This is a genomic window from Nostoc sp. KVJ20 (assembly GCF_001712795.1).
In the GTDB taxonomy this organism is placed as follows: Bacteria; Cyanobacteriota; Cyanobacteriia; order Cyanobacteriales; family Nostocaceae; genus Nostoc.
Genome location: NZ_KV757663.1, coordinates 58,578 through 84,650, shown reverse-complemented (window position 1 = coordinate 84,650; position 26,073 = coordinate 58,578). Strand labels below are relative to the sequence as shown.

The 26,073-nt window shown below is 40.8% G+C and carries 19 protein-coding genes; 17 read left to right on the top strand and 2 right to left on the bottom strand.

What is annotated here, in order from left to right:
- Positions 1-273 precede the first annotated feature (273 nt).
- Positions 274-1,332, top strand: a complete 1,059-nt coding sequence (argC, locus tag A4S05_RS25615; RefSeq protein WP_069072600.1) for an N-acetyl-gamma-glutamyl-phosphate reductase — start codon at positions 274-276, stop codon at positions 1,330-1,332.
- Between the two features lie 102 nt (positions 1,333-1,434).
- Here the strand turns inward: argC and eno are convergent, their stop codons facing one another.
- Positions 1,435-2,724 carry a phosphopyruvate hydratase gene (gene eno, locus A4S05_RS25610; protein WP_069072599.1) on the bottom strand — a complete coding sequence of 430 codons (1,290 nt, stop codon included), beginning with the start codon at positions 2,722-2,724 and terminating at the stop codon, positions 1,435-1,437.
- 273 nt (positions 2,725-2,997) lie between these two features.
- On the opposite strand from eno, the gene gloA reads away from it, so the two are divergent.
- From gloA to A4S05_RS25530, 16 genes are all read left to right on the top strand, one after another.
- The gene (gloA, locus tag A4S05_RS25605; RefSeq protein ID WP_069072598.1) at positions 2,998-3,432 is read left to right on the top strand and encodes a lactoylglutathione lyase; all 435 of its coding nucleotides are present in this window, start codon (positions 2,998-3,000) and stop codon (positions 3,430-3,432) included.
- Positions 3,433-4,056: 624 nt separating this feature from the next.
- A complete protein-coding gene (gene clpB / locus A4S05_RS25600; protein WP_069072597.1) occupies positions 4,057-6,699 on the top strand; it encodes an ATP-dependent chaperone ClpB in 2,643 nt (880 codons plus the stop codon).
- Between the two features lie 751 nt (positions 6,700-7,450).
- Positions 7,451-12,157 carry a hormogonium polysaccharide biosynthesis protein HpsA gene (gene hpsA, locus A4S05_RS25595; protein WP_176727106.1) on the top strand — a complete coding sequence of 1,569 codons (4,707 nt, stop codon included), beginning with the start codon at positions 7,451-7,453 and terminating at the stop codon, positions 12,155-12,157.
- A gap of 31 nt (positions 12,158-12,188) precedes the next feature.
- Positions 12,189-12,959, top strand: coding sequence for a hormogonium polysaccharide secretion pseudopilin HpsB (hpsB, locus tag A4S05_RS25590; RefSeq protein ID WP_069072596.1), 771 nt, complete (start codon positions 12,189-12,191; stop codon positions 12,957-12,959).
- Positions 12,960-13,343: 384 nt separating this feature from the next.
- A complete protein-coding gene (hpsC, locus tag A4S05_RS25585; RefSeq protein WP_069072595.1) occupies positions 13,344-14,321 on the top strand; it encodes a hormogonium polysaccharide secretion pseudopilin HpsC in 978 nt (325 codons plus the stop codon).
- A gap of 37 nt (positions 14,322-14,358) precedes the next feature.
- Positions 14,359-15,030, top strand: coding sequence for a prepilin-type N-terminal cleavage/methylation domain-containing protein (locus A4S05_RS25580; RefSeq protein WP_256091169.1), 672 nt, complete (start codon positions 14,359-14,361; stop codon positions 15,028-15,030).
- Positions 15,031-15,226: 196 nt separating this feature from the next.
- Positions 15,227-16,186 (top strand): hormogonium polysaccharide biosynthesis glycosyltransferase HpsE, encoded by a 960-nt coding sequence (hpsE, locus tag A4S05_RS25575; protein WP_069072594.1) that lies wholly within the window; start codon positions 15,227-15,229, stop codon positions 16,184-16,186.
- Between the two features lie 21 nt (positions 16,187-16,207).
- Positions 16,208-17,200: a hormogonium polysaccharide biosynthesis glycosyltransferase HpsE gene (gene hpsE, locus A4S05_RS25570; RefSeq protein WP_069072593.1), complete on the top strand. Its 993-nt coding sequence runs from the start codon at positions 16,208-16,210 to the stop codon at positions 17,198-17,200.
- Positions 17,201-17,204: 4 nt separating this feature from the next.
- Entirely contained in the window at positions 17,205-18,278 is a 1,074-nt protein-coding gene (locus A4S05_RS25565; protein ID WP_084227264.1) for a glycosyltransferase, read from the top strand.
- The gene (locus tag A4S05_RS25560; protein WP_069072591.1) at positions 18,244-18,807 is read left to right on the top strand and encodes a pilus assembly FimT family protein; all 564 of its coding nucleotides are present in this window, start codon (positions 18,244-18,246) and stop codon (positions 18,805-18,807) included. Before A4S05_RS25565 ends, A4S05_RS25560 begins: the two co-directional genes overlap by 35 nt.
- Before the next feature lie 32 nt (positions 18,808-18,839).
- Positions 18,840-19,487: a TIGR04282 family arsenosugar biosynthesis glycosyltransferase gene (locus A4S05_RS25555; protein ID WP_069072590.1), complete on the top strand. Its 648-nt coding sequence runs from the start codon at positions 18,840-18,842 to the stop codon at positions 19,485-19,487.
- Between the two features lie 150 nt (positions 19,488-19,637).
- Positions 19,638-20,033 (top strand): hypothetical protein, encoded by a 396-nt coding sequence (locus tag A4S05_RS25550; protein WP_069072589.1) that lies wholly within the window; start codon positions 19,638-19,640, stop codon positions 20,031-20,033.
- Positions 20,034-20,494: 461 nt separating this feature from the next.
- Positions 20,495-22,264: a WD40 repeat domain-containing protein gene (locus A4S05_RS25545; protein WP_069072588.1), complete on the top strand. Its 1,770-nt coding sequence runs from the start codon at positions 20,495-20,497 to the stop codon at positions 22,262-22,264.
- Between the two features lie 436 nt (positions 22,265-22,700).
- On the top strand, positions 22,701-23,261 hold the full coding sequence (locus A4S05_RS25540) for a Uma2 family endonuclease (RefSeq protein WP_069072587.1): 561 nt from the start codon (positions 22,701-22,703) through the stop codon (positions 23,259-23,261).
- A gap of 123 nt (positions 23,262-23,384) precedes the next feature.
- Positions 23,385-23,576 carry a hypothetical protein gene (locus tag A4S05_RS25535; RefSeq protein ID WP_069072586.1) on the top strand — a complete coding sequence of 64 codons (192 nt, stop codon included), beginning with the start codon at positions 23,385-23,387 and terminating at the stop codon, positions 23,574-23,576.
- Between the two features lie 90 nt (positions 23,577-23,666).
- Positions 23,667-24,818, top strand: a complete 1,152-nt coding sequence (locus A4S05_RS25530) for an AI-2E family transporter (RefSeq protein WP_069072585.1) — start codon at positions 23,667-23,669, stop codon at positions 24,816-24,818.
- A 144-nt stretch (positions 24,819-24,962) separates the two neighbouring features.
- Here the strand turns inward: A4S05_RS25530 and A4S05_RS25525 are convergent, their stop codons facing one another.
- Positions 24,963-25,853 carry a DUF4231 domain-containing protein gene (locus tag A4S05_RS25525; protein ID WP_069072584.1) on the bottom strand — a complete coding sequence of 297 codons (891 nt, stop codon included), beginning with the start codon at positions 25,851-25,853 and terminating at the stop codon, positions 24,963-24,965.
- Positions 25,854-26,073 lie beyond the last annotated feature (220 nt).

Genomic DNA, 26,073 nt, shown 5'->3' with positions numbered 1-26,073 from the left:
TAACAATTTCTTCTTTTAGATTGTAGCTCCTTTATAAGGCAGAGAAGTAGACTAGCAATGATTTGATAACCTAGCAACAAATTTTGCCATTAAAGAATGTAGGGATATAGTGCAGCGAATGAAGAGGATGAGGAGAAAGAAGAATTTACTTTTTTTGCTCCCCCATCTCCCCCATCTCCAGCTTTGGGGCGTTTTGTACGCTGTGCGTCTAGTGGCTGATATTGTTGATAGCTGAGAACGAATTAACTATTCATGGGATAAGGATTTCAGATCATGGGCAAATTTAGACGCGTACCCGTTGGGATTGTTGGCGCGTCGGGCTATGGCGGAGTACAGTTAGTACGACTACTGATGGATCATCCAGAAGTCGAACTGGTTTATTTAGGCGGTGAGAGCAGTATCGGAAAATCCTTTGGGGATCTTTACCCGCATCTGGCTCATGCAACTAACCTGCTAATAGAGGCGGTAGAACCAGAAATAATTGCTCATCGCTGTGAAATAGTTTTCCTGTCTTTACCAAATGGTCTGGCTTGCCAAATCGCGCCCAAACTGTTGGAAAAAGGATGTAAAGTATTAGATTTGAGTGCAGACTATCGGTTTAGTGATTTGACAACTTATACAAATTGGTATGGTATCGAGAGAAGCGATCGCACAATTGCAGCTACAGCAGTTTATGGATTGCCAGAACTTTATCGCGATCGCATTGCCGAAGCTGAACTTATTGGCTGTCCTGGTTCCTATCCCACCGCTAGTCTCCTTGCGCTTTCGCCACTCTTAAAGCAAGGCTTAATCAGACCAGAAACAGCCATTATTGATGCCAAGTCTGGCACATCTAGTAGTGGACGGCAAGCTCAAACTAACTTATTACTAGCTGAAGCAGACAACTCTATAACAGCTTTCAATGTTGGTCGTCACCGTCATACCCCAGAAATTGAGCAAATTTGTAGTGACTTAGCTGGTCACGAACTCATGATCCAATTTACACCGCACCTTATCCCAATGGTACGCGGTATTTTGGCAACGGTATATGCCACGATGAGCGATCCCGGTTTAGTGCGAGATGACTTAATCACAATTTTCTCAGCCTTCTACCGCAACTCTCCTTGGGTGAAAGTCTGCGGTAGTGGCGTTTATCCCCAAACCAAATGGGCTAACGGCAGCAATCTTTGTTACATCGGTGTAGAAGTTGACCCGCGCACAGGTCGCGTGATTGTCATGTCAGCAATTGACAATCTAATTAAAGGACAGGCGGGACAAGCGATTCAGTGTCTAAACCTAATGATGGGCTGGGATGAAACATTGGGGTTGCCCAAGTTGGGGTTTTATCCTTAATTAGGGGACAGGGTACAGGGTACAGGGGACAGGGGACAGGGGACAGGGGACAGGGGACAGAAAATACCTGTAACCTGTAACCTATTCCCTATTCCCTATTCCCTACTTAGGCCCTAACCCCACAGCACCAGCATAAACGGCGCGATCGCCTAGTTCATCTTCAATTCGCAGCAAGCGATTATATTTTGCTACACGTTCGCTGCGACAGAGTGAACCTGTTTTGATTTGACCGGCACGGGTTGCTACAGCTAAATCAGCGATCGTTGTATCTTCTGTTTCACCAGAACGATGGCTAATTACTGAACGGATACTATTGCGAGTTGCCAAATCAATCGTTTCCAAAGTTTCGGTAAGAGAACCAATTTGATTGAGTTTAATCAAAATGGCATTAGCAGCTTTTTCCTGGATGCCTCTTTGCAAGCGAGTAGCGTTGGTAACAAACAAATCATCCCCTACCAATTGCACCCGCGAACCTAACTTCTGGGTAAGTAATTGCCAACTTTGCCAATCTTCTTCGTGCAAGCCATCCTCAATTGAGACAATTGGGTATTGGTCAACCAGTTGTCCTAAATAATCAATAAACTCAGCCGGAGCGTGAGGTTTACCATCGTAAACATACTGACCATTTTTGTAAAACTCGCTAGCCGCCACATCCAACGCCAAAGCTACTTGTTCCCCTGGTTTATAACCAGCTTTCTTAATGGCAGCAACTAGCAATTCTAAAGCCACCTGATTAGATTCTAGGTTAGGAGCAAAGCCACCTTCATCACCCACACCAGTAAGCAAACCCTTCTCATCTAACACCTGACTGAGGGTAGCAAACACCTCTGCACCCCAGCGCAACGCTTCCCGGAAGGAAGTTGCGCCAATTGGGACAATCATAAACTCTTGAAAATCCACGTTATTTGAAGCGTGTGCGCCACCGTTAATTACGTTCATCAACGGCACTGGGAGCAAATTCGCTAAAGGGCCACCCAAATAGCGATATAGAGGAATATCTAGAGATTCAGCACCAGCTTTGGCTGCTGCTAAGGAAACCCCCAAAATCGCATTCGCGCCCAAATTGGATTTGTTAGGAGAACCATCTATGGCGATCATCGTGCGGTCTAGGAGTTCTTGGTTGAGGACATCCAAGCCTAGTAATTTTGGTGCAAGTGCTTCTTTGACGTTTTGTACTGCCTTGAGTACGCCTTTTCCTCCATAACGGCTTTTATCGCCATCACGCAGTTCGTGGGCTTCAAAAGTGCCAGTCGAAGCACCACTGGGAACTTGTGCTAGTCCGACAACACCATTGGCTAAATGCACTTCGGCTTCAATTGTCGGTCTACCGCGTGAATCAAGAATTTCACGGGCTGCGATCGCCTCAATGGCAGTATCTAGAAATTTACTCATCTGTACTTTATCCTTTATTCGAGTGTGTTACGCATCCAGTCCAGTTGCCTAACCCAATCGCTAGCATAGGCGTTTAAGAGACTTTATTGGCTGAGATTAAAGAAGATTTCCATTAATGGAACAGGGATCAATGCCAAAATACCAAAAATATCTAAGGAATGTTTATCCTGTCCTTTGAATTCTTTCTCTGATGGCATTTTTACCTTAAGACTTTGAGCTAGGTAAAATGTTGGCAGAGAATAACACTAAATCAATTACAGAGAAAAGGTCAATATGCGATTACTACACACAATGCTGCGGGTGGGCAACCTTGAAGAGTCCTTAAAGTTCTACTGTGAAATTCTAGGAATGAAATTACTGCGCCGAAAAGATTATCCGGGAGGAGAATTTACCCTGGCTTTTGTTGGCTACGGCGACGAAAGCGACAACTCGGTGATCGAACTAACCTATAACTGGGGCGTGGAAAAGTACGAATTGGGTAATGCTTACGGTCACATTGCCCTTGGTGTTGATGATATTTACACTACGTGTGAAGAAATTCGCAATCAAGGTGGTAAGGTTGTACGCGAACCAGGGCCAATGAAACATGGTTCGACAGTAATTGCATTTGTAGAAGATCCTGACGGGTATAAACTAGAACTGATTCAACTAGGAACTCAAGGGTCAGCAGTCAAACAGGAATCGCAAGAGCAACTAGTGAGTCAGTAATTCGGATTTAAATCCCCGACTTCTTGAATAAATCGGGGATATGGGCAGCAAGTTTTGCTTAAGATATATCTTGAAAAGTTGAACTAGACGCGGGAGATTGACTTTTGCCACACATTGACATTTCATGCCGGTAAACCCGAACGCGCGAGACTTTTCGATTTTTGCCTCCCCTTTTTCGGCGGGTTAAGTGATCTCCTCTGCGTAAATCTTATTAGTATTACCTCCATACTGTTGTTGATGAGCAACACTAATAGCGACGCCGAATAGCCCGTCGTAGCGATCGCTCCAATAACACCATCTGGCAAAGTCCGTTCAGAACAGTGTTTTCGTTTTAAATTAGGAAATAGGTAATGAATTAAGCTATCACCAATTAGCAATGCAAAATTGCCACCGGAGATACACGCGGATATCCGCTGACAATGTTTGGATAATTAGGGACTAGGGACTGGAGACTTAATTTTCTTACCAATCCTTAAGTAATCAGACAGAATTAATTACACAAGTTTTTTCCTGTAACCTGTAACCTGTTCCCTATCTCCACCAATGAATTTAATTGTGTCCGACTACTTAATACCCAATTCCACTCCATAAACAACTAAAAATCAAAATTCCAAAATTCTAAAGATGCAACCTACAGATCCAAATAAATTTACTGATAAAGCCTGGGAAGCGATTGTTAAATCTCAGGATATAGTCCGTGCTTATCAACAACAGCAACTAGATGTTGAACATTTAATTATTGCTCTGTTAGAAGAACCAACTAGTCTAGCTATACGTATCCTGGCTCGATCTGAGGTAGATCCAATCCGCTTGCAGCAACAGCTAGAAGCTTTTACCCAACGCCAGCCCAAAGTTGGTAAAAGCGATCAGCTTTACCTTAGTCGCAATTTAGATATTTTACTAGACCGAGCCGAGGAAGCTAGAGTCAGGATGAAAGATTCCTACATTTCCGTGGAACACATACTCTTAGCCTTTGCTGAAGACGATCGCATTGGACGAAAGATCCTCAAAGGCTTTAGTGCGGATGCACCTAAACTCGAAGCTACTATCAAAACGGTTCGCGGTAGTCAAAAGGTAACAGATCAAACCCCAGAATCCCGCTACGAAGCCTTACAAAAATTTGGTAGAGATTTGACAGAACAGGCAAAAGCTGGAAAACTCGACCCGGTGATTGGGCGGGATGATGAAATTCGGCGGGTAATTCAAGTCTTGTCTCGTCGTAGCAAAAATAACCCCGTCTTGATTGGTGAACCGGGGGTAGGTAAGACTGCGATCGCCGAAGCTTTAGCACAACGGATGGTAAACGGTGATGTTCCTGAATCTCTGAAAAACCGCAAATTGATTTCGTTAGATATCGGCAGTTTAATTGCTGGAGCAAAATTACGAGGTGAATTTGAAGAACGCCTAAAAGCAGTTCTCAAGGAAGTTACTGAATCTAACGGTGATATTGTTCTGTTTATTGACGAACTGCACACCGTAGTCGGCGCAGGTTCTACTCAACAAGGGGCAATGGATGCAGGAAATTTACTCAAACCAATGTTGGCGCGGGGAGAACTGCGTTGCATTGGCGCTACTACCCTAGACGAGTTCCGCAAACATATTGAGAAAGACGCTGCCCTAGAACGCCGCTTCCAGCAAGTATTTGTGGATCAGCCAAGTGTGGAAAATACTATTTCCATTCTGCGGGGATTGAAAGAACGCTATGAAGTCCATCACAACGTCAAAATTTCTGATTCGGCTTTGGTAGCAGCAGCCACTTTATCAGCACGTTATATTAGCGATCGCTTCCTACCAGATAAAGCTATTGATTTGGTGGATGAAGCAGCAGCACAATTGAAAATGGAGATTACCTCCAAACCAGCCGAATTGGAAACCATTGATCGCCGCCTCATGCAGTTAGAAATGGAAAAGCTGTCATTAGCTGGCGAAGAAAAGGGTACTCCTCAAACGAAAGAACGTTTAGAGCGCATTGAACAAGAAATCGCCAATTTAACGGAAAAACAGCAAATATTTAATGAGCAATGGCAAGGTGAAAAGCAGCTATTGGAGGCTATAAGCGCCTTAAAGAAAGAAGAAGATGCCCTGCGAGTGCAAATTGAACAGGCGGAACGTGCTTATGACCTAAATAAAGCTGCCCAACTGAAGTATGGCAAATTAGAAGGAGTACAGCACGATCGCGAAGCCAAAGAAGCCAGCCTTTTAGAAATTCAAAACCAAGGTTCCACTTTACTTCGAGAACAAGTCACCGAAGCCGATATTGCCGAAATCGTCGCCAAGTGGACAGGAATCCCCGTCAACCGCCTGTTGGAATCGGAACGGCAAAAATTGCTGCAATTAGAAAGTCATTTACATCAACGAGTTATTGGGCAAGAAGAGGCTGTAGAAGCGGTATCAGCGGCAATTCGCCGCGCCCGTGCGGGGATGAAAGACCCCTCTCGCCCCATAGGTTCATTTTTGTTCATGGGCCCCACAGGTGTGGGCAAAACCGAACTCGCCCGTGCTTTAGCTCAGTTTCTCTTTGATTCTGATGATGCATTGGTGCGCTTAGATATGTCTGAGTATATGGAAAAACACTCAGTTTCTCGGTTAGTGGGAGCGCCTCCAGGATATGTAGGCTATGAAGAAGGCGGTCAACTTTCCGAGGCAGTTCGCCGCCGTCCTTACTCAGTGGTGCTGTTGGATGAAGTCGAAAAAGCGCACCCCGATGTGTTCAATATTTTATTGCAGGTGTTAGATGATGGGAGAATTACTGACTCTCAGGGAAGGACAGTAGATTTTCGCAACAGCGTCATTGTGATGACTAGTAACATTGGCAGCGAACATATCTTGGATGTATCTGGTGATGACTCCAACTATGAAACGATGCGGAAGCGGGTAATGGATGGATTGCGATCGCATTTCCGCCCCGAATTTCTCAACCGCGTCGATGATATTATTCTCTTCCATACCCTCAGCCGCACGGAAATGCGGCATATCATCCGCATTCAACTTAAGCGGGTAGAAAATCTTCTCCGCGAGCAAAAAATCTTCTTTGAGATATCCCAATCAGCCTGCGATCACCTTGTCGAATCAGGCTATGACCCAGTTTACGGTGCCCGCCCACTCAAACGGGCAATTCAGCGAGAAATAGAAAACCCCCTCGCCACAAAGTTATTGGAAAATACTTTTATTTCTGGAGACACGATTATCATTGACAAAAATGAAAACGGTCTGTCTTTTAGCAAAAAAATGCTGGTGAAAGTTTCTATACCACAGATTGCTACATAGCACCAGATGAATTGATTGAAACCCACATCCGTGGGTTTTGCCTGTAGGAATGCAGTTTATAACCCAATACAGTTCAGATAGAGCCACAAAACCCTCATGTAGAGACGCGATTTATCGCTCATGTAGAGACGGCGATTTATCGCGTCTTAAAAGACCAATTACCTACACCAATAATCCTTAATCCAAGCGTATTGGATTATAACTCAATACGCTTGGGTTAAGGGCTAATTGCACAAAAATGTGGGTTTTTAAGACGCGATAAATCGCCGTCTCTACAAGTGTTTTGGTCTTATCTGAACTGTATTGGTTTATAACTACACTTTATAACTTTATAAATGACCTCTTAATAAAGGCAATGTAAACAAAAAGATTCCCAACTTCTCTAAGAAGTTGGGAATTTTGGCTGAACATCTGATTATTTTGTACCCACCTGATATTTTTCCTTTAGCCGATGGGTATTATAAGCTTACTCTGCTAACAACATCTTCATAAATTCGCCTTCAAATAAAATACATTTCCGCAATTTTACTGTGAAGTCATGCTCCTGTTCTTTATAAGACTTGAATTAAATAATTATGCAAAAATCAGTGTTTACCGGATAAAATCAACAATTCATCAATGATATAACTTTAAATAAATTGTCTTTTTCTTTTGTTGTAGCTACATTATTTGGAGTTTATTAAAACCAGATGCAGTAGTTAAATAAATAAAATCTCATTCATGCTGTATTTTTTTATAGGTATGAATGAAGATGCCAAAAAAACTAGAAAATCCACTTGACAGGGAAGCAGCTATGTCTCGAAAACGTCAGCTATTCAAGGCAATTAAAAAAAACTTCGCACAAATTAGCAAGCAGTTTTTATCTACAATTAACAAACAAATCATTTGGCTTTTGCGGGCTTGCTTTGGCACTAAAAAAAGACGTGGGTCAGAAAATGCTGGATTTTTGTTACCGACAGTGGCAATGGTTTTGATAGTAGTCGTATTATTGACCACTGCCATTTTGTTTCGGTCTTTTGAACGCTCCAAAAATGCCAGTAATGTTCGGGTGAACGAGGCTGTACTTAACGCTGCAACACCAGCTATTGACAGAGCTAGAGCAAAATTAGACAAGCTATTTGAAGACCGTAGATTACCACGAGCTACACCGTCAGATACAGCTTTGGAGAGTGCCTTAAAAAATTATTTGAACGAATATACTTTTGGGGATGAAACTCAGCTAAATCTTAACTATACCGGTCAAACAGCACTACCAACTGCATGGATGTTCCCCATTGATACAAATAACAATGGGAAATTTGACAGCTATACTCTTTATGGAATTTATTTCCGAAATCCGCCTATAAGTGGTGGTACATACAGTCGCGCTAGAAATCCTCTAGAAGCCAGAACTCCCCCCATGACCTCTGGTAGTATAAGCAATGGTTGTGAAGATACTCTAGGAACAAGTGCTACTTTAGTTGGGAGTACTGGCTGGTTTAATATTGCTGGTAAGCTCAAAAAAAGCTTTTTTGTCTACACTGCTAATGTTCCCATTACTAACCTACCAACGGCTGATCAAGATAAATACGAAGTTTTCACAGGGAATAAAGGTTTTTCCGGTTTAGAGTATCAACAAGACCGTATACAACTACCGCTAGTTAACAATGCGGTGGTTTATGAAGATGATATAGAACTTACACCTGGGCCAACATTTAACCTAAATGGACGGATCTTGACTAATAGTAACTTCCTGACTGGTAGCGGTTTTCAATTTGTTACGCTTTATCAGGTTAGTAGTAGAGATTCCTGTTTTTATGATGATGAAAATGCCAAAATTATTGTAGGTGGCAATTTAGCAGCAGGCCTTTTCACTGGTGATGACGATTTAAATAACAGTACTGGAGTGCATTTATTCCAAGGCAAAGGAGTTAATCCCAATACCGCTTCTGGTGTTAAAGATAACAAATCAGTTAATGGAATACCGAAAAATATTGCCTATAATAGTCTAGCTTATGTACAGCGTATCAATCTCTTAGTGCAAGCGCAGTCGGCTAACAATGCATCTACTGATCCACAGGAAGTCAAAGATGGCATTACACAGCAACTAAAAGTCTTAAATCTAACTGCTGCCACTGCCTCCACAGAGCAACAAGCTACTATTCGTAATAACCAGCTAGGACTTTACTTTAAAAAACGTACCCGCCGTGTACCTTATAATGAAATTTCCTTTGGTATAGATGCAGTAGGAATTTATACTACTGCTACAGTACTACAAGGAAGTGGTGAGTCACTACGTCCACCGGATACCTGGGTTTATCCCTTTGATCCCACTGATGGTAAAACTAGGACTAATTATGCCAATTTAACACTCAAACCTAATACTTCTGATAATACTAAGTTGTTACCTAGCGCTACAGAGCCAACTAAGCAGCAACAAGTAGGTAAAGAACAATACGTTGGCGATCGCATTTTGCTTGGTAACAATCTACCTGCATTGTGGTGGAATGGGACAACATTTATCGGTTCAAACAGCACAGATACCCAAAATATTACAGGTATTAACTGGGACGATCCGTCAACTGTAAATCGCAATCGTCGCAGTCGTGTACAGCAACTAGCCGATTTAGGAACTGTTGAGCGAGATGGAGATTGGGAATCAGCAGCTTCTAAAGTACCAACTACTCCACAAGATCCTGTAGGTGGCTTACGGATAGTGACTGGTGCAGGAATTTATTTGCCTAAAAGTCTCACTGTTAGTAGTCCCAAAAGTTCTCTAGATACGGCTTTTGCTGCTACAAATAGAATCTGGTCAGATATGATGCCTGTGCCTAATACTATTAGCATCAATGCTGATAAATCAATCAAAGATAACAGAAATGATAATGTCAGTGAAACTGTCCAATTACCCGACAGTACTAATACGCCGTATTTACAGATGCGGGCTACAGCAGTTTATCACTACCAAGCGAGTGGCTACAATGCGCTAACCCCTACACCTATTGCTTGTATAAGTAGCTTCTACGACCCCACTAATAGCACTACAGCTAAGAACCTCAATAGTCTTCCGTCTGCGACAGGTTTTATATATGACAAAGCCGCAGGTGGTAGATCCCATAATGGTATTGTCTACGCAGCTCCAACAAAGACTGTTTCTGACTATTCAGATTTACTAAACTACCAAGCTAGTTTAATGTATCCCAATGGGCGGTTGGTAAATGAAGTACTGAGCAACGCTCTGTTAAAAGCAGCTGCCTCTCGGACACTCTCAGAGCAGTCTGCTATTGATGCTACTATCTGTGCCATCCAAATATTAGACGGTACTATTGGCGATCCAAGTAATAGCGTTATCCCTCACGGCGCAATTTACGAAACTGCTTTTTTAGATGCAAGGCAGATTAAGGCAATTCATAAAGACGGGACAACAGCCGGTGTAAATACATTCACCAACGCCAATGGTGTAAATGGAAATGGAAATGTAACTGGGACACCACCAACGCTTTGTTACTTTGAATATATCTGTACTATTGTTCCTGGTGTAAATACTGCGACAGTAGCAAGCCCGAATACACAATACGAACTCGCCAAAGAAACCCGCCAACCTCTGGAAATTCGCACCACTGTATTAGACATTAGTAAGTTACGAACAACAACTTATGGCACTGCAACAACACAAGAATACTTAATCCCCAATAGCGGTATTATTTACGCTACTCGAGATGATGCACTTTTAGATATGAGTGCTGCTTCTCTCATTACAGCAGCAGACACGGTTACACAAAAACAGAACAAAAAAGATACTCAAAAATCAAGTAGCCCGGTAGACTTTATACTTGACCCAACTCGCCGTCCCAACGCCATCATGTTAATCAATGGTAATCCAATCTGGCGTGTTGAGACTTACAGAGATGCAGAAAAAGGCTTGATTTTAGCCTCTAACTTGCCTGTATATATTAAAGGCGACTTTAATAAACATACTCAAGAAGAGTTTACTACAGCTCTAGCTAGTGATTTGAGCAATTTCTACTCTCGCACGGCAGCAACCCGTAATAAAAACTTTGCTTGTCGTAAAGGTGACGCTAGACTACCAAACTGTGACCCTGGGGACGCATGGCGACCTGCTAGCGTTTTGTCAGATGCGATCACACTTCTTTCTAATAACTTTGAGTTGGGCTACCGCAACGATGGAGACTATGACCTAAATAATAACCTGGGGGATGCTAATTCTATTACCGCATTTCAGAACAATGGGTTTGCTACCAACAACGCCAATGTCATCAATGCTGACTGGTATCGTACTGACGGCTTACCCAAAGACCTCGATGCTACTAAAAGTGGTACTCAAGGTAGTTCTTACCTCAATAACTTTGTTACACCAATTCAGCGAAGGAAAAATGCCCCAGAGTATTTAATGGAGGTATGTCCGAGACTACCTGCTTCAGCTTGCGATCCGGCTACTGATTGGTGGGTGAGAATACCAGATCCTACTGCTGCAACTCCAGATCCAGGTCTAAAAGCCTCTGATGCTACTGGAACTTTTTCTCTTGCTACCCATAAAGCAGGTACAACAGCACAATTACCGACTGATTCTAAATATCTAGGCTATCCCCGACGTGTTGCCTTTCTCCGTAACGCTGGAGTACTCACGGTTGATGTTAATAGTAAACCAACCATTATAGGTATCAAGGGCGGGACAATAAATCAATTTCCACTGAGTAGTTTTAATTCTACCAATAGGCCAGATTCCAAAAATAATGCTCTATGGTTCCGAACAACTACTGCTGATGACAATAATACACCGCCAAAGTTTACTCTAGTCTCAGGTACAAGTAATCAACCAATTTTATCGCCAGTTTTACAAATTCAAGTAGCTTTCAGCACTACTGATGAAAATGTACCACCATCAGGATCTACTAACCTAATAGGCCCTAACAATACACAAGATAGCAACTGGATACAATGGGCAACACCTACCACCTTTAACCTAGCCGCAGCAAGCGGAGACACCCCAGCTCGTCCTACAGAAGATAATGGTGGTTTACACAACTTTGTCCGCTTCCTGGAAAATTGGAACCCAACTAGCGACTTAAACGCAGCTGTCGCAGCTATAGTTAACGGCTCTTTTATCCAAAGAACTCGTAGTGTCTATGCTACTGCACCATTTGTAGCATTCTTAAATACCTCATCTAGCGCAGTATATCCGATCGCTAATGCTGGTGGTCAAGTACCTTTTTATATGGCTCCTAAACGGCAGTGGGGTTATGATGTCGCCTTGCTGTCGCAATCACCAGATGCATTTTCGCAAAAGTTAGCGATAACACCAGATGACAAACCCAATGAATACTTCCGGGAAGTTGGTCGAGATGACGTATGGGTGCAAACTTTATTGTGTGCAAAAAATACAAAAGGAACTGTTGATGTAGGTGATGATACTGATGCTATCGATCAAGCTCAACGTCCTACTAACTGCCCATCATAAAATTTCAAATTTCAGAAGCTGGTGATTAGCAATGATTAAGCAAAAACAACAACAAATCCACCCTTTTGGTGAATCTGGTTTCACGATCATTGAGTCGTTGGTAGCAATGCTAGTAGTGAGTATTTTACTAGCAGCGATCGCACCTACAATCGTCATTGCAACAGCAACTCGCGTCCAATCAAAACGCGTAGAACAAGCCACACAAGCTGCCAGAACTTTCATTGATGGTGTGAAAACGGGAGCAGTGGCAACCCCTGAACCCACAAATTTCACTACTACCACTAATGCCACTATTGTATTGCTTCAATCAGCCGCTGCAACACCCAGGAGTTTAGGTGACAATTTACTCAACACCACAAATATGCCACTTCCTACAGCATCAACATCGTTATATTGCGTGACAAAAGACGCAAACAACAACGTCAAGATTATTAACCCAACAGAATGTGTAAGCAACACAGATGTCAAGATATTTTACATTCAGGCTGTGAAAATTATAGTAACAGGAAGCACCCCAATTGATGGCACAGGTCTACCAAAGGACGGTTATCGTTTAGGAATTCGGGTTTATCGATCAGATATTGACTTTACTAAAACAGTCAAAGCCAGCGACGCTAGTATTACAGACCAGTCCAAAACAACACAAAACACTTTCACTGGGACTTTGGGCGATCGCCAATCTCCACTAGTGGAAATGACCACTGAAATTGGTTCTAGAAATACTTCCTTCAATGCTCTGTGTCAGCGTCTTGCTATTACTAATCCTAGCAGCAGCACACCTAGTAACAACACTTGTAATTAATTCCTGTGTAGTGAAGTTGAAAGCTGACTTTTCACATTATGTGGAAAAATCAACGTAAAACCTAACCTCCAAGCAAGCTTCCTTTCTAGGGAAGGGGGAAAATTCAAAGCCTCTCTCTTAGAAGATAAGTTTTCCAGATCCCGTAAAAAGTCATGTTGAAAGATAAGCTAAAAAACATCTAATTTGCATAATCGAATTGAATATAGCTCTTGTGGGGTGGGCATCTTGCCCGCCCAGTATATGCAATTTAAATATAGAACAGCTTATAACTTTTAAGACACTGGTTATTCAATAACCACAATGGTTAGTATTGCGAATAATTGGTATAACTGTATACCACGATTCGCTAGATGTATTTCTATCACTAAGGGGCAGACCGTAGTTATGAAGAATTTACTCAGATTTCTTCTCAGCATTCAGCTGAAACACTCTAAGTTTGTTCAGCAAGTTAATGGTTTTACCCTGATAGAACTTTTGGTAGCCTTATTGCTGGCATTCCTTGTGATTACACCACTGCTAGGATTCATGGTTAATATTCTCAGTACAGATCAGAAGGAACAAGCAAAGGCAAATTCTGAACAAGAAATCCAGACGGCAGTTAATTACATTGCCAATGATTTACAACAAGCTGTCTACATATATGATGGAGCTGCACTGACTACCAATTCAAACGCTGTCCCAGCAAGCTCAGGAATTCAAGACCAAATCCCGCCTGTGAAAAACGCTGGTATTTGTGATTCTTCTAATAATACTGTTACTTGTAAACCTATTTTAGTGTTTTGGAAACGCAAATTTATCCAACGCGCCACAACAAGCACAGATGATACTTTTGTTTACTCACTAGTTGCCTACTATTTAATAAAAGACAATAGTACTACTTGGTCAAAAGCGGCTCGTATTGCCAGATTTGAAATTAGTGATGGAGTTCTGGCTTCTGGCGGTGTCAGTTGTGGTACTGACTATCCCAATGATAAATATCTTGACGCCAACAACTGCCCCAATCCAGGTTTTCAGCGTTTTAACCTGAATCTGCCAGGTGCCGCAGGTATAAAACAGCAAATGAATTCATGGAAAAAAGTCTCGTCAGCTTACACTCAACAACCTTTAGTACTAATTGATTTTATCGATCAAACCTCTATTACAACAAATCCTACTTGTGCTACTGGAACACTTAGCAAGGGTAATTTTATGGGCTTTTATGCTTGTGTTGATACTGCCAATACAACAGCACAAGTGTTTTTACGAGGCAATGCACTAGCTAGGTTGCAAAATAGCAATTTTGATTACTCTTCAAATAACCAAACTTACTTTCCGACAGCAAGTGTCCGCGTGCAGGGACGTGGATATTTATATACTAAGTAAACTTCAAAATAGACAACACAACTAATAGTGGGGCATTATGGGCAACCGAACTTTAAAGTTATTCCACACTAGGATGTGTGATAAAAACACCAAAGAGCGATTTCATTCTCAAGACGATGCTGGTTTTACTTTAATAGAAGTGATTGTAGTGGTGCTAATAATCGGAGTTTTAGCAGCGATCGCAGCTCCTAGTTGGCTTGCCTTTGTAAATCGACAACAAGTAAATAAGGCTAATGATGCTGTTTTTGCTGCACTACAAGAAGCACAGCGCGAAGCTAAAAACAAAAAACTTAGCTACAGTGTTAGTTTTCAAAAAAATAGCACAACTCAAAATGTAGAGGTTGCTGTTTATCGTACCGATATTGGAATCAGCACATGGAAACCTTTAGGGACAGATGTGGGAGCCGATTCTAAGAAATTACTGCTGGGCGGAAATCTTAATAGTAGTATTGCGAATACTACTACTAATTCTTCTGTATCTTACCCTTTAAATGCATCAGCAAAAATTACCTTTGACTACATGGGGACTTTACCAAATGCAAACTTTGGAACAATTATTGCCCCATCGACAGAGCCACCTGGGTTAAAAATAGTAGTAGCTGTACCAAGCTCTGCAAATTCTACATTGGCTAGTAGCGTCAAGCGATGCGTCATTGTGAAAACTCTCTTAGGATCAATGCTCACAGCAAAAGACGAAAAATGCGATTAAGTAACTTAGTGTAGCAACTTTTATTAAAAAATACGTAATAAGACTGTACATAAAACTGCACGTTGATAGCAAAATTGAAACATCACGTGCATTTTTAATGTTTGATACATCTATTTAAAAGCCACTGATAAATTAGCCATTGGCTGAACATATAAAAAGCGCCCTAATTAAAATATCAAAATGTAACTTTTTTCAAATGACTGAAAACCTTGATATTACTGTAGCTATCCCAACTTATAACGGTGAAAGTCGTTTGCCTGAACTACTAGAACGACTACAAAACCAACTTCACACCGAAAATTTATCTTGGGAAATTATAGTTGTAGACAATAATAGTACTGATAACACAGCTAAAGTTGTTCAAAACTATCAAAATAGTTGGCAGTGTACTTACCCTTTAAAGTATTGCTTTGAAGCAAAGCAAGGCGCTGCTTATGCCCGAAAAAAGGCAGTTGCAGAAGCTAAAGGTAAATTTATAGGTTTTCTAGATGATGACAACTACCCAGTATCAAATTGGGTAGTTGCCGCTTATACTTTTGGTGAAAAATACCCCAAAGCGGGAGCTTATGGTAGCCAAATTCATCCGGATTGGGAAGTAGAACCACCGGAAAATTTTAAGCGAATTGCTCCATTTTTAGCAATTACAGAGCGGGGCAATCTACCGCTATTATATGAAGCATCTAAAAAATTACTGCCACCCTCTGCCGGACTTGTTGTTCGTAAACAAGCGTGGTTAGAAAGTGTGCCAGATAAGTCTATTTTAACTGGAAGAGTTAAAGGCAATATGCTTACCAGTGAAGACTTAGAAATGTTGTCTTACATCCAAAAATCAGGATGGGAGATTTGGTATAATCCAGAAATGGAAATTTCTCATAAAATTCCAGAATCTCGTTTACAAAAAGATTATTTAATTCCATTTTTTCGAGGTATTGGACTTAGCCGTTATGTAACTAGAATGGTCAATATCAAACAGATATATAGACCAGTAGCTCTTTTGTCTTATATGATAAACGACCTTCGTAAAATTACTTTTCATTTATTAAAATATCGAACTAAGTTAAAACAGGATTTGGTAGTTGCTTGTGAAATGGAACTTTTTGTAAGTAGTTTAATTAGTCCTTTTTATCTTTGGAAAAATGGATATTTCAAGAAATAAATTATCAAAAAATTAGGTATTATGACTGAATTAACAGTTGAAAATTTAGATGTTAGCATAGCCATACCCGCATATAATGGAGCAACTCGATTACCTAAAATTTTGGATAAACTCTTAACCCAGACAGGAGTAGAAAATATTAACTGGGAAATTATTATTGTTGATAACAATAGTTCTGATAACACATCTGAAATAATCCAGAACTACCAAAAAATATATGATGGAAACTGTCATTTAAGATATTTTTTAGAACCAGAACAGGGAGCAGCTTTTGCACGACTGAGGGCTGTACGTGAAGCTAAAGGGCAGCTAATCGCATTTTTAGATGATGATAACTTACCTGCACCTGATTGGTTAGCAGAAGCATATAAATTTGGATTAGAGCATCCTCAAGCAGGTGCTTGGAGTGGACAAATTCATGGTGATTTTGAAGTAAAACCCCCAGAAAATTTTGAAAAAATTCAAGCTTTTTTAGCTATCAGGGAACATGGTTCAAATCCACATTTGTTTGATGCGGATAATTTAAGACTTCCTCCTGGTGCGGCGCTTGTTGTTCGGAAAGAAGTATGGCGCGAAAATGTACCACAACGACCTAATTTAAGTGGGAAGCTGCCTGGTATTTTAGTGCAGGGTGATGACTATGAACCATTGCTTTACATACATTATGCAGGCTGGCAAATTTGGTATAACCCTACGATGCATACTTATCATCAAATACCACATTGGCGACTTGAGAAAGATTACCTCCTAACTCTGGCACGCGGCTGTGGCTTGTGTATTTTCCAGTTACGCTTGATAAATACTAAAAATTGGCAAAAACCAATAGTGTTTATAAAAACTATTTTAGGAAATTTACGTCGAGCATTACAGCACTTGATTCACTATAGAGGGCAATTTAAAAGTAATCTAATTGCTCTTTTTGAGATGGAGTTTTACTTAGCTAGCATGATGAGTCCTCTTTACTACTTAAAATGTCATTTTGGCAGACTACTAAAAAATAAATTAGCCCTATAAAATTATGAAAACTAGCAAGAAATTGCCAAGAATATCTGTAATTATCCCTGCTTATAATAGTGAAAAGACTATTAAGCAGACAATTCAATCTGTTTTAAATCAAACTTTTACCAACCTAGAATTAATTGTCATTAATGATGGTTCACAAGACTCAACTTTAGAAGTTGTTACACAAATCCAAGACTCACGAATAAAAGTATTTTCTTATTCCAATGCTGGCGGAAACGTCAGCCGTAACCGAGGACTACAACTTGCAGTTGGAGAATTTGTTAGTTTCTTAGATGCAGATGATCTTTGGACACCTGATAAACTTCAGTCTCAGTTCAAGGCTCTGCAAGAAAACGTTACTGCAAAAGTTGCTTACAGTTGGACTGATTATATTGACACAAATGGTAAATTTTTACTTTCAGGTAAGCGGATTAATGTAAATGGAAATGCTTATGATCAGTTGTTATTAAATAACTTTCTAGAAAATGGTTCAAATCCCTTAATTTCTAGAAAAGCTTTAATTACGTTAGGTGGCTTTGACGAATCTCTCAATGCCGCCCAGGATTGGGATATGTGGCTGCGATTAGCCTCTAAGTTTGATTTTATATGTGTACCATCTATACAAATCTTATATCGCATAAGTGCCAATTCAGTTTCCTCCAACCTTGTCAGACAGGAAAAAACCTGTTTACAAGTGCTTGAGAAAGCGTATAAGGAAAGACCTTCTCTACCAGACGCAACGCGAACGACACTTAAACAGAGTTGGAATATAAGCCTAGCAAATTTATATAAATACCTGACCTGCAAAGCCCTACAAGAACCGTTTAATCGCCAAAAAGGTCTAGCAGCTGCTAAATTTCTGTGGAAGTATTTTCTTAACGACCCCTCAAGAATTCAGAATATAAATTTCACCCTAAAATTGTTACTGAAAATTGCCATAATTTTTACTTCGCCCACCTTGCTCTACAGTATTCTTAATCGGCGCGAAGTCAGAAACGAAGAAGCTGAAACATTGCTCAATATCTGGGTAGCTGAAAATCGACCAGAAAGCAAAAATGGATATCCAGGTGCATTTACGATCTCTAGTTAATGCAAAAAATCTCTGCAATAAGCACTCTAACAGTGGTTTTACCTTACCAGAGATGTTAGTAGTTGTTCTATTAATTGGTATATTAGCTACGATCGCAATACCCAACTGGCTAGCTTTTGTGGAGACTCGCCGTCTCAACAGTGCCCAGAACGAAGTCTATTATGCTATGCGTCAAGCTCAAAGGCAAGCCACCAAGGATAAATTGACTTGGCAAGCCAGCTTTCGCGAACAAAACGGCATCGTTCAATGGGCGGTTCATCCTGCTACCGTAAACCCATCTAATGCTAACTGGAATAACTTAGATACCAATGTTCGCTTAGATTCTGAGACAAACTTTCAATCATCACTCAGTACTGTACAAGAAGTTAGATTTGACTACAGAGGTAACGCTAAAGATTTAGGACGGATCGCGCTATCGATTAAGTCTGGTGGTAAAACTAAGCGTTGTGTGATTGTTTCTACGATTTTAGGAGCAATGCGAATGGGCAAAGATAATGCGATAGCTAAAGACAATAAGTATTGCTATTAAAATATTATTAGTTCATTCAAACAAGGTATTGTGTGCTGAACTTACCAGCAAACGCAAAACAACACCTGATTATTTTTACTCGCTATCCAGAACCAGGTAAGACAAAAACCCGACTGATACCTGCTTTGGGAACTGTTGGTGCTGCCAATCTTCAACGCAAGATGACAGAACATACAATATTTCAGGTTCAAGAATTGCAAAAAGCCATTGACATATCTGTGGAAGTGCGGTTTGTCGGTGGCGATTCGCAACTTATGCAAGACTGGCTGGGGTTGGATTTAGTTTACCAGTGTCAAGGTGAAGGGGATCTAGGTTTGCGGATGGCGCGATCGCTTTTTGATGCCTTTCAATCTGGTGCAGAACAAGTAATTATCATTGGTACAGATTGTCCTGGAGTGAATCCCCAGATTCTAGCAACAGCCTTTGAGAAGTTACACGCCTTTGATCTTGTACTTGGCCCTGCGATCGATGGTGGATATTACCTAATTGGTTTGTGTCAACCTATCCCAGAATTATTCGTTAACATCGAGTGGGGAACTGCTCAAGTTTTCCAGAAAACTGTGGACATTGCCCAGAAACTTAATTTATCACATGTAAACTTGTTGCCTTTAGCTGATGTTGACCGACCGGAGGATCTACCGATTTGGGAACAAGCTCTTGTAAGGGATATGGAAAAATGAGGGAGAAGTCTCCAAACTGGAGAGAGTTACTTTTTCCTGCACCTTCTTGACAAAAGTGCAATTATCTCAGCCTATTACAGATAAATTGTAGGAAGTATTTTAGTAAACATTTTTGCCAATGTAGCAAATAACTTTTCAACAGATTTACTTATGGCTAAAAAATCTCAACCCAATCTCGAACAATACCAAGATGTCAGATTATCTGCTACTACAAGAATTTGGGTCATTACAGTAGCTATTCTCGGAGTTTGCGTCCCCCTGTCAGCAGTTACTAGAAGTGGTGCTATTCTTCCTTTAGTTGCTATTGGTGGCGCAGCTGTTGGTACAGTTGCAGTTTGGCGTTCTGATGAGGAAAAATCAAAAACTAACTATTTGCAACAACAGCAAATAGAACTGTTAGAGCGGAGATTAGCGAATTTAGAAACAATTGTTAGCAGTGATGACTTGAACCTGCAAATGAAAATTAAACAGATCGAAGCAAGGGATACTTTCGGTGACTCCTCTAATGTAAGTACTACACCCAGACAACCAAAACGTAAAGGTTAAAATAATTTGTAATCACACTCATTCCTTACTAACGCTGCGCTACGGTAATTCGTAATTCCTGTACCGCAAGGGTTTCATCGATTTGGAATGGGTGTTTTACTTCTGCCAAGCTGTACTCGGTTATTTTTGTGTGGGTATTTGTTGACTTAACGTTACCGTACCCCTTGAAATCCCTCTCACATCAAACTTTCCTTTGCAGCTAGAAGTGTTTCCCTAGAAACAGTATCTCTTTCTCCATCTCCGTTAGAATTAACAGACATCATCTAATTTTATATATCTCAGTTACATCAGTTCATGAAATGTCTAAGTGCTATCCATCGATCTCTTTCCCGGAAACATCTGCCAATGGCTGTGTTTTATTAGACTGCTAACATTACTGAATTTTTAATTAACTAAGGTTATAAACTTGAGTAATTGCATTGGTATAGCTTACCGTAGGTATGCAATAGTTTGCCGCAGGAATGCAGATGGATTGGATTAGCTTGCTCAAAGCTCAACAAACTGACTTCCTTCAACGTGTGAAAAAACCTAAAACTTATGACTTATCTTTGCTAGAAAGTCAAGTCAAAGGTTGTCACACTGAGATTATGGCCTTTTGGGGTGAGCCTTTGGCTAGACTCCAAGAACTTTCTCGCCAACAAGCAGAAGTTCTCGCCAAAAATCCGCCGCCGACGCCGCCTGAATATCCTGAGCCTCCCGACTGGACAATACCTTTTCCCAAATACTTCCAAGGACAAGCGGAAGATTATCTTTTACGGGAGCATATTGTTGACCGGGTAATAACTGAACGCTTGGGCAAATTGGTAAAAAAAGTGTCACAAGATACTTTGCAAAACATGATTTTAGATGATGAGGGAAATTTGTGTGGCGAAAGCAAATTCTCTTATGTACTAAAAGATAATCCTCAGCTAAGTGTTCAAGTTTACGTTGCTGATGGAGAAAGTTTTAATGGTATTAAGAAAGACAAAATTAGATGGTCAGTTACTCAAGAAGATTTGAAAAATCACCAAGTATTAATTTTTCTGTGTTTGTTTTATCCATCTACAGGTAAGTTAGGAGACGAAAAACAGAGCATAATTACAGGCTTTTTACCTGCAAATCTAATTGAACTTACTGAACCAAAACTCTACATTAATCCGAGTAATTTGTTGTATGCAGGGGGATTGAGTTGGTATTTAGAATCACTTATTGGTAAAAAAGACACGTCGCCAGTAATTAATGAGAGAGCGATCGCAGCGACAATACAGACTCTACCATCAGAGCATTGCCTTAAGGGTATAGTCGGCGACTGGGAATGCTGGCAAACTTTGCAAGGACACAACAGAGGCATCAATTGCCTAGCTTTCAGTTCTGGGTGTAACAATGGCCAGGCCTTACCCATATTGGCAAGTGGTAGCCGTGGAGAGACGAAACTCTGGGATTTAAGCAAGGGTGAATTAATAGAGACATTATCCGAGTATCCTTGGGTAATATCTGGGCTGGTGGATGAAGTGAATTCCCTAGCTTTTAGTTCAGATGGACAGACTTTAGTGAGTTGCGGTGCAGACTCCACAATTAAGCTTTGGCACGTAGGCGCTTTAGACTTAATAGATATTTTACACAAACATAATGGGGTAGTGCGGTGTGCTGCCTTCACCCCAGACGGCAGAATGTTAGCTACAGGTGGAGATGATAGAAAAATTCTATTTTGGGATTTGATGCATCGTCAGGTTGCGATCGCACTTTCTTTAGATGATACAGCTGCTCATTCCCTAGTTTTGAGTCGAGATGGGGAAACTCTGGTTACAGGTAGCTATCGCAAAATCAAAGTTTGGCGCACATCACTTTTGACGGGGGTCAAAAGTTTAAAGGACATACAACCACTGCACACCCTCATGGGTCATTCTCACATCGTTCGTTCCTTAGCAATCAGTGCAGATGGTAAACTGCTGGTGAGTGGTAGCTGGGATCAAACGATTAAAATTTGGCAATTGGAGACTGGGGAATTACTGCATACTCTTAAAGGACATAGAGATAGAGTATATGCGATCGCATTAAGTCCCGATGGACAAATTATTGCCAGTGGTAGTGCTGATAAAACCATCAAATTATGGCATCTACAAACCGGGGAATTGCTTGGTACATTTACAGGTCATGGAAACATAGTTACAGCATTAGCTTTCACAGCTTCCGGTGAGATGTTGGTTAGCGGGAGTTTGGATAAGACAATTAAAATTTGGCAACGCAGTTAAACTAATTCGTAATTCGTAATGACGCTCTTACGTCGCTAATACCAATTCTTTATGAAGCTGCATAGAATTCGATCCCCCCTAGCCCCCCTTATAAAGGGGGGAATTCAAAGTCCCCCTTTTTAAGGGGGATTTAGGGGGATCAAGATATGTGCAACTTCACATTAAATTGGTATAACGTAATTCGTAATTGTGGGAAACTGAGGATTTAAGTTAAAGGGTTTGTTGGGTTTTGTTTACGCTCAACCCAACCTACGAATATTCTTAACCGATCTGTTTTTTGACGAAAATTACATATCACAAAGACGCGATAAATCGCCGTCTCTACAAAGAACTGATTATTGTAAAGACGGCAATTTATCGCGTCTCTTGCCTTAATCAAACTGTATTGGGCGATCGCACGCCCATAATAAAACTATCCCCTCTATGCTATTTGCTTATGGCGATCGCAATTCAACCCCAACTAACTTTAGACGAGTTCCTCAAACTGCCGGAAACTGAACCAGCATCAGACTTTATTAACGGAGAAATTATTCAAAAACCTATGCCTCAAGGTGAACATAGCTTGCTCCAAGCTACTCTTTGCGAAACAATTAACGGCATAGCTAGAAGTCAAAAAATTGCTTTGGCTTTCCCAGAACTGCGCTGTAGCTTTGGCGGCGCTTCTATCGTTCCTGATGTCTCTGTGTTTCGCTGGGATAGAATTCCTAAAACTCCATCTGGCAGAATTGCTAACCGCTTTGAAATTCATCCAAACTGGGCAATTGAAATTCTTTCCCCAGACCAAAAGTTAAAAAAAGTGTTGAGTAAATTATTGCATTGTTCGCGCAATGGTACTGAACTCGGCTGGTTAATCAACCCTGAAGACGAAAGTGTGCTGGGGATTTTTCCTGGACAGCGAGTGGAATTATACGAAAATGCTGATAAATTACCCATCCTTGAGGGTATCGAATTAGAACTAACTGTAGAACAGGTTTTTGGCTGGCTGAGTTTGACGTAAAAAAGTGTTCCGCAAGGTTGCCTAGAGAAAGTTAGAAAGGATTGTATCTGTAGGTTTATTGTAGAAACTGGACGGTACAATGCAAATTCGTGTGTACCATAAAAATTTGTATGCCGTAATTTTATGGAAAATCAACTAGGATTGGTTCTAAAACTGCTTTTACTCTCGGCTTTGTTATCGGTGTTGATTAAGTATGCAGGGCCAAGTCTATCAATTCCGGCGACAGCAAGCAACGCGCTAATTATAGTATTGTTGCCGATTGTGATAATCGCGATCGCACTACTGTGGCGATTCCAAGCCCAGAAACAAAATTAACTCAAATCATCTACACACAAGTTACTAAAATCAGCTAACCTAGCTGAATTACAAGAAAATTGCATCTCGCCAACCGTTGGGAGTCAGCCTGTGAACCTCGGTCAATGGATCGGCTTAATCGCCATAGTTCTTTCTTTATACATCCTGTGGCAAATTCGGGAAGTGCTTTTGCTAATGTTTGCCGCAGTTGTCTTAGCCACCACCTTAAATCGGCTAGCGAAACGCTTCCAAAGCTTTGGGATGAAACGTGGATTCGCCGTCCTCCTAGCAGTAGCTATCTTTTTGGCCGGCGTCGTGGGTTTTTTCTGGCTAATTGTGCCGCCATTTGCACAGCAGTTTCAAGAACTAACCAATCAGGTTCCTAAAGGGTTTGAGCGCTTTAATGTTTGGCTTGATGCCCTGAGAACTCGTATTCCTAACGAATTAGTTCCTTATATCCCAGATATCAATAGCCTCATCCAACAAGCACAGCCTTTCGTCAATCGGGTACTGGGAAACTCCTTCGCCTTTGTATCCGGCTCTTTGGAAGTAGTCCTCAAGATTTTGCTAGTGTTGGTTTTAACAGGAATGATCTTAGTCGATCCACTAGCTTACCGCAAAGTCTTTATACGGCTTTTCCCCTCATTTTATCGGCGGCGGGTAGAAGGGATTTTAAATAAATGCGAAGTCTCTTTGGGTGGATGGATTACAGGCGCTTTCATCGCCATGTTTGTAGTGGCGCTGATGAGTCTAGTTGGCTTATCAGTTTTGGGTATAAAGGCAGCACTAGCTTTAGCAATTTTGGCAGGATTTTTGAATTTAATTCCCAACCTTGGACCAACGATGAGTGTAGTGCCAGCAATGGCGATCGCACTATTAGATGACCCCTGGAAAGTTGTTGCTGTCTTGATTCTGTACGTTGTTATTCAACAGGTTGAGAGCAGTTTTATCACCCCAATTGTGATGGCACAGCAAGTTTCTTTACTGCCAGCTGTAACCTTAATTGCCCAACTATTTTTCGTGACTTTCTTTGGATTTTTAGGATTATTTCTGGCGCTACCTCTAACTGTTGTCGCTAAGATTTGGTTGCAAGAAGTGTTGATTAAAGATGTTTTAGATGAATGGGGGAATAATCATAGAAAGGAAACTGAGTTTGTCATAGTTTCTGAATCTCCTGGAAAAGATGATAATTGGACATCAGAAAATCCAGATATTAATCAGAAGCCGTCGATTGATGATGATATCTTGAAACAAGAAGATTAGTCACTCGATTATCTAGCCATTTAAAATTATCCGTGAACAACAAAATCCCCGACTTTTTTAAGAGGTCGGGGATTTTGCAACACGGCTCAATCTAAAATGCAAAATTCAAAATTAATTGACTGATTCGTGACGGTAATCAGTTCATCAACTATCCTTCTGCTTCGTTACCTCTGTTCCTGGTTTGTTTGACTCATTAGATGAAGCTGATTCTGTCTTCTCTGATTGCGTCTCACTAGTCTGTTGCAATTGGTTGAGATGAATATTATTCACTTGAACAATAAAGTATTCTAATGCCTGACTTGCCTTTTGTTGCTGTTGGCTTTCATCGGACACATCATAGCAACGATAAGGCGGAGTCACGCCCAATATAAATTTCTCTTGTTCAGCTTCTAATAATTCAACGGCTGTATTAGCAGCAAGCGAATTCTTCTGAAAAGGAAAAGAGGTAACTATACTAGCGACTATAGAAGCAATCGCAGGGCAAAGCACGGGTAGCCACTTGAGCCAAGCTTGTCCTGCTTCTAATTTATCTACCAGAACTAAAATTGGTGTGACTCCTGACAAAATCACTGTCGCAATTTGCAAACTATAGTAAAGGTTTCTTGATACACCCCGAATTCTTTTATAATCGTCAATCAAATCTTGGCTGTATTGTAAAGCCTTTCCTCTTGTCAAAGTCAGCGTATCTTTATCCCAGGAATTAGGATTGGTCAATAGATAACTATATAGTTCAGCTTTTTTAGTCAGTTCAGACTGATAAGCAGCCTTCTTATAGTTCTGAAATACTTGTCTATTGATGAGCAACAAAAAAAATAAAAAAGTTAGAGATACCGCTCCAGAAATTACAACTGTTTTATCATCTGAAAGAAAAATAATAAAGAGTCCAGCAGAGACAAAAGCTGCGAGTAATAAATACTCAATCACCTTCAAGTTAAACAACTTTTTTTCATCTGATGGTGAGGATAAATTTTCAATCCTATTAGAAACCTTACTTCGGTTTTTTTGCTCAAAATTAGTTAATTCAGAAGTAGTCATTGCCTCTTACTCAATTCGTTATTGGGTGAAATGTAGGAATAAAATCAATAGCAAAAAGTAGAATTGCTTTGAGAGGGTATAAGTTAGGATAAGTTCGCTAGAGAGCAGCTTCACCATAGCATCTGCTTTTAGCTCCCACTTTGCGATTGACTATTTGGTTTAAAATGCTTTACCACAGCCAGAAATATTTCTTTCGGCTGACGTAAAATCATTTAAGTCC